11 protein-coding genes are annotated in these 11,547 nt (G+C 64.6%); 8 read left to right on the forward strand and 3 right to left on the reverse strand.

Annotated features, from left to right (window positions below):
- The first annotated feature begins 53 nt into the window (after window positions 1-53).
- Both LB568_RS11085 and LB568_RS11090 read left to right on the forward strand, forming a co-directional pair.
- Window positions 54-329, forward strand: a complete 276-nt coding sequence (locus LB568_RS11085) for a hypothetical protein (protein ID WP_224730135.1) — start codon at window positions 54-56, stop codon at window positions 327-329.
- Window positions 326-1,975 carry a recombinase family protein gene (locus tag LB568_RS11090; protein ID WP_224730136.1) on the forward strand — a complete coding sequence of 550 codons (1,650 nt, stop codon included), beginning with the start codon at window positions 326-328 and terminating at the stop codon, window positions 1,973-1,975. Before LB568_RS11085 ends, LB568_RS11090 begins: the two co-directional genes overlap by 4 nt.
- 140 nt (window positions 1,976-2,115) lie before the next feature.
- Here the strand turns inward: LB568_RS11090 and LB568_RS11095 are convergent, their stop codons facing one another.
- A complete protein-coding gene (locus LB568_RS11095) occupies window positions 2,116-3,033 on the reverse strand; it encodes a LysR family transcriptional regulator (RefSeq protein ID WP_023780636.1) in 918 nt (305 codons plus the stop codon).
- 136 nt (window positions 3,034-3,169) lie between these two features.
- Between LB568_RS11095 and LB568_RS11100 the strand changes: the two genes are divergently transcribed.
- Together LB568_RS11100 and LB568_RS11105 are read left to right on the forward strand one after the other, a co-directional pair.
- Window positions 3,170-3,808, forward strand: a complete 639-nt coding sequence (locus LB568_RS11100; RefSeq protein ID WP_224730137.1) for a DsbA family protein — start codon at window positions 3,170-3,172, stop codon at window positions 3,806-3,808.
- 38 nt (window positions 3,809-3,846) lie between these two features.
- A complete protein-coding gene (locus tag LB568_RS11105; RefSeq protein WP_224730138.1) occupies window positions 3,847-4,458 on the forward strand; it encodes an NAD(P)-dependent oxidoreductase in 612 nt (203 codons plus the stop codon).
- A 23-nt stretch (window positions 4,459-4,481) separates the two neighbouring features.
- Here LB568_RS11105 and LB568_RS11110 read toward each other — a convergent pair whose 3' ends face one another.
- Complete coding sequence (locus tag LB568_RS11110; RefSeq protein WP_224730139.1) at window positions 4,482-5,951, reverse strand: ROK family protein; 1,470 nt, start codon at window positions 5,949-5,951, stop codon at window positions 4,482-4,484.
- Window positions 5,952-6,024: 73 nt separating this feature from the next.
- Complete coding sequence (locus LB568_RS11115; RefSeq protein ID WP_224730140.1) at window positions 6,025-6,933, reverse strand: tagatose-bisphosphate aldolase; 909 nt, start codon at window positions 6,931-6,933, stop codon at window positions 6,025-6,027.
- Between the two features lie 288 nt (window positions 6,934-7,221).
- Here LB568_RS11115 and LB568_RS11120 point away from each other — a divergent pair, with 288 nt between their 5' ends.
- The 4 genes from LB568_RS11120 to LB568_RS11135 all read left to right on the forward strand — a co-directional run bounded on the left by LB568_RS11120 (window position 7,222) and on the right by LB568_RS11135 (window position 11,438).
- Window positions 7,222-8,127, forward strand: a complete 906-nt coding sequence (locus LB568_RS11120) for a sugar-binding transcriptional regulator (protein WP_224730141.1) — start codon at window positions 7,222-7,224, stop codon at window positions 8,125-8,127.
- A 420-nt stretch (window positions 8,128-8,547) separates the two neighbouring features.
- Complete coding sequence (locus LB568_RS11125; protein ID WP_224730142.1) at window positions 8,548-9,525, forward strand: ABC transporter substrate-binding protein; 978 nt, start codon at window positions 8,548-8,550, stop codon at window positions 9,523-9,525.
- A 103-nt stretch (window positions 9,526-9,628) separates the two neighbouring features.
- Window positions 9,629-10,690, forward strand: a complete 1,062-nt coding sequence (locus LB568_RS11130; RefSeq protein ID WP_023763950.1) for an ABC transporter permease subunit — start codon at window positions 9,629-9,631, stop codon at window positions 10,688-10,690.
- Window positions 10,683-11,438: an ATP-binding cassette domain-containing protein gene (locus LB568_RS11135; RefSeq protein ID WP_023763951.1), complete on the forward strand. Its 756-nt coding sequence runs from the start codon at window positions 10,683-10,685 to the stop codon at window positions 11,436-11,438. Before LB568_RS11130 ends, LB568_RS11135 begins: the two co-directional genes overlap by 8 nt.
- The last annotated feature ends 109 nt before the right edge of the window (window positions 11,439-11,547 follow it).

Raw genomic sequence — 11,547 nt, forward strand, 5'->3', positions numbered from 1 at the left:
CAGTCCGGAGGACTCTGATGGTGGGTCGATCCACCATTGGGAGAGCGACTGCGATGGCTGAGGAAACCAGGACTGGGCCGAAGACGCTGGTTCCGGCCAACGATAATGGCGACCTTGTCGGCCCCGAGGGGCGCCCCGAACTCACGGTGGCGGCCAAGCTGGACCGGACGGTGCTGGATATCGCCCGGCTGATCGGCCGGCAGATGGCGCGGGAGGCATTCGAGGCGGGGCTGGCGGCCAACGACAATCGGCCGGGCCGCCGAGAGGAAGAGGGCAGGGAGCCGGATGGTAAACCCCTCGGGGACAGGAGAGAGGATCTGCCGCCATGACCCGTGTTGCACTCTATGCCCGCTATTCTTCCGATAGCCAGCGGGATGCCTCCATCGAGGACCAGTTGCGGCTGTGCCACGAGCAGGCGGCGCGCGAAGGCTGGAGCGTGGCGGCAACCTATGAGGATGCTGCAATCTCTGGCGCCAGCACTGTGCTGCGGCCGGGCATCCAGCAATTGGTGCGCGATGCCCAGCGCAGCCGCTTCGAGGTGGTGCTGGCCGAGGCGCTCGACCGCATCAGCCGCGACCAGGCAGATGTCGCCACCCTCTTCAAGCATCTCAAATTCGCCGGCGTTGCGATCGTCACCTTGGCCGAGGGCGAGATCAGCGAACTGCATGTCGGCCTAAAGGGCACGATGAATGCCCTGTTCCTGAAAGACCTCGCGCTCAAGACCCATCGCGGCCTGCGGGGGAGGGTAGAGAAAGGCAAGGCCGGGGGCGGGCTTTGCTACGGCTACCGGGTGGTGAAGAAACTCGATTCCGAAGGCGAGCCCGTCCGTGGCGATCGCGAGATCATGCCGGAGGAAGCGACCGTCGTGCGCCGCATCTTCCGGGAATTCGCCGCCGGCAAAAGCCCCAAGGCGATCGCCGTCGACCTCAACAAGGAGGGCGTTCCTGGCCCGCTCGGCCGCCATTGGGGCGACACCAGCGTACGCGGGCATGTAATCCGGGGTACCGGCGTCATTAACAACGAACTCTATACCGGCGTGCTGGTTTGGAACCGCCTGCATTTCGTCAAGGATCCTGCCACCGGCAAGCGAGTGTCGCGGGCCAATCCACACGCCAAATGGATCCGCACCGAGGTGCCGCATCTCAGGATCGTCGAGGACGAATTGTGGCAGGCCGCGAAGGAGAGACAGAAATCCATCGCCAGCCAGTTCGAGGCCGTGGCGATCGCCACGCGCAAGGCTAGGGCCAGAAAGCTGCACACCATGAAGCGGCCCGTCTCCCTGCTTTCCGGATTGCTCACCTGCGGCTGCTGCGGCGGGCGCTACGGCCTGTTTACGCGAGACCGCTATGCCTGCCTCAACCACCAGCGTCGTGGCATCTGCGACAATGGCCGCACCATCACTCGCGAAAAAATCGAGCAGCGCGTCCTCGCAGGCCTGAAGGAAAGGCTGGTCTCGGCCGATGCCGTGGGTGAGGCAATCAGAGCCTATGCCCAGGAGACCAACCGCCTTAACCAGGAGCGCCGCGCGCAAGGCGAACTGGACCGCAAGGCGCTCGAGAAGATCGAGCGCGCCATCGCCGGCATCATGGCCGCGATCGAGGATGGCCTCTACCAACCTTCGATGAAAGCCAGAATGAATGACCTGGAGAGGCAGAAGGCGGAGATCATCGCGCGTCTGGCGGTGGCGCCAACTAACGTGCCCGACCTGCATCCCAACATCGCCACTCTTTATAAGAAGCGGGTCGAGCAGTTCACGCAAGTGCTTGACGACCACGAGGACGGACGTCCGGCCGCCGAGGCGCTGCGCTCGTTGATCGGAGAGATCGTGCTCACGCCCGGCGACAAGCGCGGCGAGGTGCATGCGGAGCTACGCGGCGAGTTGTTCGGCATCCTCGAACTCGCCAAACCCGATCAAAATCAAGAGTCCGACGATGTTATGACAAAGGGGGCTGCGGGTCCCCGCAACCAAACTTAAAACGGCCCGCATCAATGCGGGCCGTTTGCATTCAGGCGGCAAGTTCCAGACAATGAGGAGTGCCTCTCGCCGGCAATCGAACGGCACGGCTCCGCGCGTGAATGTAAGTTCTTGCTGACGATGTCGCGCGCCCGGCGGCGTCATGCCGTTTCGAGGCGGCGCGCGCGCTTTCTCTCGACCGCCGCGAGCAAGTCGACGAAGGCGCGCACCTTGGCGGGCCGGAAGCGGGCCGGCGGGAAGACCGCGTGGATACCGCCGGTCGGCAAGGTCCAATCAGCGAACACCGGCACCAGCCGTCCCTCGGCGATGTCATCATTGACACTGTAGTCCGGGAAGATGCCCAACCCGATGCCGGCGAGCACACAGGCCAGGGCCGCCGGGCTCTTGTCGCACATGATGATCGGATTGAGTTCGGTCAGCACCGTTTCCCCATCCCTGGAAAACAGCCACTGGCCGATGCCGCGCAGCTGCGCGTTGCCAACCCAGGCCAGCGATCTTGCCTGGAGCGGTCCGACGTCGGACGGCAGGCTCGCTGCAAAGGCCGGGCTCGCCACCACGATCTGCCGTATCGTGCCCAGGCGCCGTGCCTGGTTGGAGGAATCGGCAAGCCAGCCGACGCGGATGCCGAGGTCGATCTGCTCGTCCACCAGGTTGCTCACAGCGTCGTCGAAGATCGCCTCGACACGCATCTGCGGATAGGTCTTCAGATACGCGGCCATCACCGGCGCGACCACCTTAGCGCCATAGTCGAGCGGCGCGGTCAGCCTCAGCATTCCGGCGGGCTCGACCGCCCCGTGCGAGATCTCGCCATAGGCTGCCTCGGCCTCGCGCAGGATGATGGTCGCGCGGTCATAGAAGAGGCGCCCCTCTTCTGTCGGCGTGACGCGCCGCGTCGTGCGCCGCATGAGCGTTGCGCCCAATTCTTCCTCAAGCTTGCCGATCTGGTGGCTGACCACGGCCTTGGCCACGCCCAGCCGGTCCCCCGCCACGGTGAACGAGCCGGTCTCCATCACCGTGGTGAAGTAGACGAGCCGATTGAGATTCAGAAGCTCGGCCATATGACCTGCCTTTGTCCGATTTGATCGGACAGTTTGTATTATTGGCTCTGGTTTATCGCAAGGTCGCCGTCTGCCACATATGGCCAGCACATTCCGGTGGGCCGCGCCCGATGCCCACAGCAAGGACAGCATGATCATGAGCAATCCAGACGTGACCTATCTTTTCGATCCGCTCTGCGGCTGGTGCTACGGCGCCACCCCGATGCTGGACAGGCTGTCGGCCAGCGGCGTGCTCATCGACCTGCTGCCGACCGGCTTGTTCTCCGGCGCAGGGGCGCGACCGATGGATGAAGCCTTCGCCGCCCACGCCTGGGCGAACGACCAGCGCATCGAGCGCCTGACCGGGCAGAGATTCACGCAGGCCTATCGGCGCGATGTCCTCAATGTCCGTGGCACCTTGCTCGATTCCCATGCCGCCACGCTCGGCATCAGCGCGGCTGGCCTGGAAGGCCCCGGCGGCCGGCTGACGGCGCTGAAGGCGATCCAGTGGGCGCGTTACGTCGATGGCAGGGATATCGTGACGATCGACGGTGTCGCAGAGGTGCTTGCCGCCGCCGGCATGGCGGATGCCGCCGGGCTGCTGCAGGCGCCGACGGAACAGCTGATGAAAGCGCACCGCGACCTGGTCGGCCAAGGCCGCACGCTGTTCGAGCGCCTTCATGCCAACGGCGTGCCTTCGCTCGCGGTCATCCGCAACGATGCGCCCCGGCTTATCGGTTCGAACGCACTGTTCGGCAGCTTCGACAATCTTGTCGCCCATATCGAGGCGGCGTGATCTCTCCCAACTGACCTCAGCAAGGAATGGAAAAAGACATGGCAAAAGTCGCTCTCATCGGTGCATCGGGCGCCGTCGGTTCGCGCATCCTCAAGGAACTCTCGGATCGTGGCCACACAGTCACCGGCCTTGCGCGACATCCGGAAAAGATCGCTGCGCTGCCCGGCGTCACGGCCAGGAAGGGGGATGTCTTCGACAGCCAAGCTCTCGCCGACCTGATCCGCGGCCATGACGTGGTGATCAGTTCGGTGCATTTTCTGGACAGCGACGCCGACACGCTGATTGCCGCGGTGCGTGCTTCCGGCGTGAAGCGCTACCTCGTTGTCGGCGGCGCCGGCAGCCTCGAGGTCGCGCCAGGCAAGCGCCTGGTCGATACAGCCGAATTCCCTGCAATCTACAAGGCCGAGGCACAGAAGGGCGCCGACTTCCTCGACAAGTTGAAGACCGTCGGCGATCTCGATTGGACGTTCCTCTCGCCGTCCGCCATGTTCATCCCTGGCGAGCGCACCGGCAAATTCCGCCTCGGCCAGGACACGCTCCTCGCCTCGGACAAGGGCAGCAGCATCTCCTTCGAGGACTACGCGATCGTCATGGTCGACGAGATCGAAAAGCCTGCGCATGTCAGGCAGCGTTTTACGGTCGGCTATTGATCAAACGGGACTGACGTCCTGGTTCAGCCAGGTACATCCAAGCGGGCGGCCATGACCGCCCGCAGCCATGCCGTGATGGCATCGAAGTCAATCGGTTTTGTCGTATCGACGTCGAAGAGCGGTCCGCGCCGCAGCGGTTCGGCACGCTTGGCGAGCTCGATCAGTTCGGGGATATAGGCCGCACCCGGATGGCCAGCGGGGCGCTGGTCGAGCCGGGCGCCATAGCGCTCGGCAAGGACCTCGCCGGGCGCGTGACACCAGATTTCGACGGTCTGTTCGACGCCAGCTTTTCGCAGATAGTCCTCGAGAACTTCACGCGGCTGGAAGCCGAACCAGGCATCGATGACAAAGGTGCTGCCCGCCGGAGCTTCGCCGACGGCCGACCAGATCGCCTGATAGCTGGCGCGGCCGAGCGTGCGGTTGAATTCGCGGTCGCCGCCGCCAAGCACTTCGAGGAACGGATTCTTGATCGTGTCGAGCGCGAGCAACGGCCATCCCATGCGGTCGGCGATGCCGCGCGAGACGGTGCTCTTGCCGCTTGCGGGAATGCCGTTGACGAGCACGGCCCGCCTGGCGTGGCTGGACTGGGCCAAGCGCGGAACCGGACCTGTGCCCGGTTCCATGGCGAGTGCCTGGAGGCCAGCGCCGATCACGCCGGCGTCGTCGCCGAGCTGCGCGGGTTCGACTTGGCATTGGTACCAGGGCGCTAGCGCCGGCGCTCGGCCGAGTGCTGTATGTGCTGCCCGGCCAAGGCCGCCGCCAAGCAGCACCATGTCGGGATCGAGCACGGCAACGGCCGTGTCGATGGCGGCACGCAGCGGTCTCGCCCAGGCGTCGAGTATGCCGCGCGCCTGGATGTCGCCGGCCGCATCGCGGGCAAAAAGCTGATCGACAGAAATGTCGGCGCCGAGCCCGGCGCGCGCAATGTGGCGGCCGAGCGCGGTGCCTGAACTGGTGGTCTCGACGCAGCCGCGCCGGCCGCAGGCGCAAACCTCGCCGTCGACATCGACGGTGATGTGACCAAGCTGGCCCGCCGTTGCCGAGCCACGCGTAATCCGGCGGTCTTGAGCGACGGCGCCGCCAATGCCGGTGCCTATGGTGAACATGACGATGTTGTCATGGCCGCGCCCGGCGCCGAGCGCCATCTCGGCCGCCAACGCCATGTTGCAGTCGTTGTCGATGATGACGGGCTTGCTTGTCATGTCTTCCAGGCGCTGCGCCAGCGCAACCGAAGCGAGATTGACGTAGCCACCCGACAGGACGGCGCCGCGCCGCGCATCGACACGGCCGGGGACGCCGACGCCGATGGCCTTCACATCGGGCGTGTCGAGAAGGCGCACCATGTCGGCGATGCGGCCAAGCACCAGCTCCGGGTCGGGCGCGCTTTTTTCGGAAACGCGCTTGAGGATTTCACCGGTCCCGCAGACGCGGGCGGCACGCAGATTGGTGCCGCCTATATCGATCCCTATGCTGAGGGGCATGACGTCCTGCATCTGTTTTTCCGCAATTCCGGACGCAAAACCGCTTCACACTTTTGCTGGAACAGCTCTAGTCCAAACGCAATTGTCAGGCAGCTGCTTTTTGCCGGTAGTGCCCGATCACGGCCTGGATCTCACGCAGTCGCGGCACTGCGATGGTCTTAAGCCTTTCGCGCTGGATGTCACGATCGAGCGAGATGCAGTCTTTCCACAGCGAACGGCCGGCGATGACGCCCGAGGCGCCGTTCTGCATGGCGATCTCGACCTGGCCTAGGAATGTTGCGTGGTTGACGCCGGCCGAAAGCACCGCCCAGGGCACATCGCCTGCCATTGCGGTGATGTTGGCACAGGCTTCGGGCGTGCCGGGATAGGGAAGCTTCAGCACCTTGGCGCCGCATTCCAGCGAGATTCTTGTCCCTTCCTCGACAAGCCGTGGTGTCATGGCCGCATAGTCCTCGGGGCTTTCGCCTTCGAGCGGATAGGTCAGGAACTCGACGACCAGCAACAGGTCCTCCTTGCCGAAATCGGCGATGCACTGGCGCAGGATGGCGATGTTGTGTTCGTTGGCCTGCGACTTGTCGGCCCGCAGATAGACCATGATCTTGCCGCCCGTGCCGCCCAGGGCGCGCACACGGCGCGCATCGATGCCTGGAACCAGGCGTGACAGCCGGTAGCCCTCGGGCGAGACGTCAAAACCGGAGGCGTCGAGGCCGATCAGCAGTGCCGTATCGCGGTTCAAGACGCCCTCGTCGACAATGCGCGGCACCGCGCAGAGCGGGTCGAGCAGCACGCAGGACGCAGCACTGGCGAGGTAGCGCGTGATGTCAGCCTTGGTGTCGCCGAGCATGTCGTTGGTGATCTTGGCCTGCTCTGCCGGATCCGATGCCAGCAAGGTCCGCATGCCGCCGCGCTGGTCGCAGGCGATGGCCACCATGGCCCCGTCCTTGCCGCATATCTGCTGGTAGCCGCGCAGCTCCGCGGTGGTCATCTTCGTCATGATCTTCAGTCCGATGTTGGCGCCGTCTTGCCGAGGGCGCGGATCCCGTGGAAACAACAATGTTCAGTTCTGCCCGCCTTTGCCGGCGAGGAGATTTTTGCCGCGTGGTGCGCCCTCCGCTCTCAAAAACGGTGCCCGCCGGCATTGCCGCATGGAAAGCGGCCCCACGTTGCGAGTTGGCTGGATTTGCGCGATAACTCCCATCGGCGTATACGTGTGTAACACGTTGCTGAAAGGAATTGCAAGCTGTCTGTTCCCTCCATCCAGGATGCGACCGCGTCGCGGACATTGCTGCACACGGTCGCCAAGCTGCATTATTTGGAGGAGATGTCGCAGGTCGACATCGCGCGGCAGCTCGGTGTCTCCACCGCGACGATTTCGCGCCTGCTGCAGCGGGCGCGGACGGAAGGGATCGTGCGTATCGAGGTTCTCGATCTGGCGACGCCGGAGGACATCACCAGGCAGTTGATCGATGGATTGAAGTTGCGGGATGCCGCGGTGGTCGAGACGCCGGCGGCAGGCACGCTGGCAGCACTAGCGGCACCGCTTGGCGGGCTGCTCAGGCAGGCGCAACTGGTGGCAGGCTCCGTGGTCGCCATCGGCTGGGGGCGCGCTGTGCGCGAAGTTATCCGGGCCGGCCTGCCGCGCATGCCCGGTGTGCTCACCGTCGCCGCCACCGGCGGCATGCAGCAGCACGCGGCGCATTTTCAGGTCAACGAGTTCGTGCGGCTCGCCGCCGAGGAGTTCGGCGGCACGCCGCACTTCATCCATGCGCCCTATCTGCCGTCCACGGAGTTGCGGGATGTCTTCCTGCGCGATGTCGCCATCCGCGACGCCGTCGCCTTGTGGGAGAAGACCGACATCGCGATCGTCGGTATCGGCCTGCCGCATGCCATCAATGCGCCGGAGGCAAGTGCCGCCACGCCGAGCGAGCAGGCGTTGGTCCATGCGGCCGGTGATGTGCTTCGGCATTATTTCGATGTCGAGGGGCAGCCGATCGCGTGGGAAGGGGAGAGCCGGATGATCGCTATGTCGCCGGCACAGCTTCGCGCCGTGCCGCAGGTGATCGGCCTTGCCGCATCGCCAGAGAAGGCGACGGCAATCATCGGCGCCGCTCGCGCAGGACTGATCAACACGCTGGTCACCGATACGAAGACGGCGCAGGCCATCCTCGCGGCGCTTGCGCAGCGATAGGACCGGCACGACACTGGCGGATGGAGCCCGCCGCGAAAACAAGTTGTGTCGCCGAGAGGCGCGGGCAATAGTTGGCTGGGGCTCCACGGAGCAGTCGGATGTCGTACGGTGTGAAAAACCCGGCGCTGCAAGCTCGGAAAAACCGAGTTGCAATTTATTTCTGCAAAGTGTTACAAGTCAGGATGCCCGCCAGCAAGGCGCGGCGGGGCACAGTTTGCCGGACCTCGCGGAGGTAGGGGAATGGGGCTGTGGCCAAGTGTACCGGTCTGACTGACCGGCTGACATATCGACTGGAGGGCGCTTGGGAGGAAAGCTGCCCGTGACGGCAAAAAGGCGTTCACGCCGCCTTGTCCCCAAGCGGATGGCGGCCATTCCAATGTCACTTGCAACGGCAGATCTGCCAATAATGAGGAGGATGTCATGAAGAAGATTGTTGCCGCGCTCGCGGCGCTTGCCGTCAGTGCGACGGTGCTGATCGCGCCCGCGCAGGCGCAGGACAAGAAATACACCATTGCGCTCATTCCGGGCCTCACCACCGATGGTTTCTACATCACCATGCGCAAGGGCGCCCAGGCGGCTGCCGATGCGCTTGGCGTAAACCTGGTTTTCCAGGGCGCGCCGGAATTCAACCCGGTCACCCAGGTGCCGGTGCTCGATGCGGTCATCGCCAAGAAGCCTGACGCGATCCTGATCGCGCCGACCGACAAGGTTCAGCTGGTCGAGCCGCTGCGCAAGGCCAATGATGCCGGCATTCCGGTCATCACCGTCGACACTTTCATCGGCAGCGGCGCCTACCAGACCGGCGCGGGTGACGCTGATTTCCCGCTGTCCTACATCGCCTCGGACAATGTGCTCGGCGGCGAGATTGCCGCTCGCGCGCTGGCCACCGCGGTTGGCGACAAGGGCAAGGTCTACGTCTCGAACGTCAAGCCCGGAATCTCGACTACCGACCAGCGTGAAGAGGGCTTCAAGAAGGAGATGGCCAAGCATACGGGCATCACCGTGCTTGAGACCCAGTTCAACGACGACGATGCCAACAAGGCGGCCTCGCAACTGCAGGCCGTGTTCGCGCGCAATCCGGACTTGGTCGGCGTGTTCGGCGCCAATTTGTTCTCGGCGCTGGGCGCGGCCAATGGCGTCAAGCAGGCTGGACAGACGGGAACCGTCAAGGTGGTCGCCTTCGATGCTCCGACCAGCATCGTCGACAACATCAACACCGGCCTGGTGGACGTGGCGATCGCCCAGCATCCTGCCGAGATCGGCTATTACGGCGTGGTCTCGGCCTATGCCCACCTGACCGGCCAGTCGATTCCGGTCACGATCGGCACCGGCTTCACGATCATGGACAAGTCCAACATCGCGGATCCGAACGTCTCGAAGTACCTCTACTCCGAGTAAGTCCAGACGAGACTGGCTCTTCCCGGTCCGCCGGGAGGAGCCCGTGCCGGGTTCTCGCCGAAGGCAGGACCTTTTTTGATGGCAGCCGCGCCGTGGAGAATCCATGACCTCGACATCACCAGCCCAGCCGGCCGAGAAGCATGTCGCCCCTCAGGCCGATCACGGCGATCCGGCCAGGAACTGGATCGCACGCATAGCGGAAGCGCGCGCCTGGCTGTTCCTTGCCGGCCTGATCATCTGCTTTGAGATCTGGTCGAGGACCGACTTCGGCGCGACCTTCGTGCTCAATCCGTTCAACCTGCAGTCCATCGCGATATTCGCGGTGGCGCCGCTGCTCTTGGCGACAGGGCAGACCTTCGTCATCATCTCGGGCGGCATCGACCTGTCGCTCGGCTTCATCATGGGGCTGGCCGCCGTCATCGCCGCGCATGCCACCAACATGGCGGGCGCGGCCATCCCCTTGCCGCTGGCGATGCTGGCGGGCATCCTTGCCGCGGTGATCGTTGCCGGCGTGCCGGGCGTCATCAACGGCTTGCTGATATCGCGCCTCAGGGTCCCGCCTTTCATCGGCACGCTTGGCATGTTCGGCGTCGCGCGCGGTGCCGCCTTCCTGCTCGCCGGGGGCACGACGGTGCCGGTGCAGAATTCGTGGTTCGCGCTGCTCGGCAACGGCAAGTTCCATGGCGTCCCCTATCTGGTGATGATCGCCGCCGTCTTCGTCGTCGTGATGCACTATCTGCTCAGCCAGACCCGGTTCGGCCAGCACAATTATGCCATCGGCGCCAACGTGCAGGCGGCGCGGCGCGCCGGCATCGACATCAGGGGCCACATCCTTCGGCTCTATGTGCTGTCGGCGATGTGCGCCGGCCTTGGCGGCGCGCTCTATGCCGCGCGCTTCACCGCCGGTGCCGCGCAAGCCGGCGAGCCTTTGCTGCTCGATAGCGTCGCGGCCGTGGTGATCGGCGGCGCCAGCCTGTTCGGCGGCTCCGGCACCATCTTCGGCACGGTCGCCGGCGCGCTGGTGATCGCGGTCATCCAGTACGGGCTGGTCTTCGTCAATGTCGAACCGTTCTGGCAATTCATTGCCGTCGGCATCGTCATCATCATTTCCGTTCTCATCGACCAGGCGCAGCGCCGGTTCAGTGGAGCCCGTCAGGATGAATAGCACCAACCAGAACGCACCCCTGCTGGAAGTCCGCAATCTGTCGAAGCACTTTGGTGCCGTGCGGGCGCTGAACGACTTCTCCATGGCCGTGCGGCCGGGTGAAGTGGTGGCGCTCGCCGGTGACAATGGCGCCGGCAAGACGACGCTGATCAAGGCGATATCGGGCGTGTTCCAGCCGACCGGCGGCGAAATCCTGCTCAGGGGTCAGCCGGTGACGTTCGCGACGCCGCAGGAGGCGCGCGAAAAGGGCATCGAGACGATCTACCAGGACCTCGCGCTTGCCGACAATCTGTCGATCGGCGCCAACATCTTCCTTGGCCGCGAACCGATGCGCAAGGCGTTCGGCTTCCTGCCGGTGCTCGACCGCAAGGCGATGGCCACGGCGGCCAAGGAGACGATGGGGCGGCTGGATTTCCACGTCAGCCGGCTCGAAGCCCCGGTCAGCAACTTCTCCGGCGGCCAACGCCAGGCCGTCGCCATCGGCCGCGCCGTCTACTGGGATGCGCAGATCCTGATCATGGACGAGCCGACCGCAGCCCTTGGCGTGCCGGAGCAGCGCAAGGTGATTTCGCTCATCCACCAGCTCAAGGCGCAGGGGCGCGGGGTGATCTTCATCTCGCACAATCTGCAGGACATCTTTGCCGTCTCGGACCGCATCGTCGTGTTGCGGCGCGGCATCCAGGCCGGCGAGCGCAAAATCTCCGAGACCAACCATGACGAAGTCGTCAGGCTGATGGTCGGCGGCTAGAGCATTTCACCGTTTCACGGAAACGGCGAACCGCTCTATCTCTTTGTTTTTACGCAATTCCCAAGGGAAAGCGCTACGCGCTTTTCCCGGGAAAACCATGTCACACTTT

Source organism: Mesorhizobium sp. B263B2A (assembly GCF_020165775.1).
Taxonomy (GTDB): domain Bacteria; phylum Pseudomonadota; class Alphaproteobacteria; order Rhizobiales; family Rhizobiaceae; genus Mesorhizobium; species Mesorhizobium opportunistum.

Excerpts from the sequence above, each read along its gene's own strand:
- LB568_RS11085 (WP_224730135.1), top strand. The coding sequence starts at position 54 with ATGGCTGAGGAAACCAGGACTGGGCCGAAGACGCTGGTTCCGGCCAAC.
- LB568_RS11105 (WP_224730138.1), top strand. The coding sequence starts at position 3,847 with ATGGCAAAAGTCGCTCTCATCGGTGCATCGGGCGCCGTCGGTTCGCGC.
- LB568_RS11095 (WP_023780636.1), bottom strand. The coding sequence starts at position 3,033 with ATGGCCGAGCTTCTGAATCTCAATCGGCTCGTCTACTTCACCACGGTG.
- LB568_RS11135 (WP_023763951.1), top strand. The coding sequence starts at position 10,683 with ATGAATAGCACCAACCAGAACGCACCCCTGCTGGAAGTCCGCAATCTG.
- LB568_RS11100 (WP_224730137.1), top strand. The coding sequence starts at position 3,170 with ATGAGCAATCCAGACGTGACCTATCTTTTCGATCCGCTCTGCGGCTGG.
- LB568_RS11110 (WP_224730139.1), bottom strand. The coding sequence starts at position 5,951 with ATGCAGGACGTCATGCCCCTCAGCATAGGGATCGATATAGGCGGCACC.
- LB568_RS11115 (WP_224730140.1), bottom strand. The coding sequence starts at position 6,933 with ATGACGAAGATGACCACCGCGGAGCTGCGCGGCTACCAGCAGATATGC.
- LB568_RS11130 (WP_023763950.1), top strand. The coding sequence starts at position 9,629 with ATGACCTCGACATCACCAGCCCAGCCGGCCGAGAAGCATGTCGCCCCT.
- LB568_RS11125 (WP_224730142.1), top strand. The coding sequence starts at position 8,548 with ATGAAGAAGATTGTTGCCGCGCTCGCGGCGCTTGCCGTCAGTGCGACG.
- LB568_RS11090 (WP_224730136.1), top strand. The coding sequence starts at position 326 with ATGACCCGTGTTGCACTCTATGCCCGCTATTCTTCCGATAGCCAGCGG.